Genomic DNA, 829 nt, shown 5'->3' with positions numbered 1-829 from the left:
CAAACCATTCGACGCACCATCCTGATTCACCGCCGAACCACGAACGACTCCCAGAATCCGCCGGCCATTACGCCGCGCATCCGACAACCGCTCCAACACCACCAGACCGGCACCCTCACCCCACCCGGTACCGTCCGCGCTCTCGGCGAACGCCTTACACCGCCCATCCGGCGACAACGCCCGCTGCCGCGACAACTCCACAAAAATCGCCGGCGAACTCAACACCGTCACACCACCGGCAAGCGCCAGATCACACTCCCCCGACCGCAACGCCTGCACCGCCAGATGCACCGACACCAACGACGACGAACACGCCGTATCCACCGACACCGCCGGCCCCACCAAACCCAGCACATACGCAACCCGACCCGACACCACACTCGGCGTCGAACCCGTCAACAGATAACCACCCGCCGCCTCACCAGAACCCGGCGACCACACCCCATAATCCTGCGCAATGACACCCGCAAAAACCCCACCCGAAAAACCCTGCAACGACAACGGATCAATACCCGAATCCTCCAGAGCCTCCCACGCCACCTCCAACAACAAACGCTGCTGCGGATCCATCGACGCCGCCTCCCGCGGCGAAATCCCAAAAAACCCCGCATCAAAACCCGCAACACCCTCAACAAAAGCACCCGACCGCACATACGACTTCCCCGGAACACCAGGCACCGGATCAAAAAGACCCGAAACCTCCCACCCACGATCCGACGGAAAATCACCCACCACACACTCACCCGCAGAAACCAAATCCCACAACGACGCACCATCAACGACATTCCCAGGAAAACGACAACCAAGACCCACCACCGCAATCGGCTCG

General features: G+C 61.5%; 1 protein-coding gene. It reads right to left on the bottom strand.

The features are described from left to right. A partial coding sequence (locus Aco03nite_RS52455; protein WP_203810796.1) for a beta-ketoacyl synthase N-terminal-like domain-containing protein occupies window positions 1-829 on the bottom strand: 829 nt, incomplete at both ends.

Source organism: Actinoplanes couchii, from assembly GCF_016862075.1.
GTDB lineage: Bacteria > Actinomycetota > Actinomycetes > Mycobacteriales > Micromonosporaceae > Actinoplanes > Actinoplanes couchii.
This window is presented reverse-complemented; position numbering and strand designations above follow the sequence as displayed.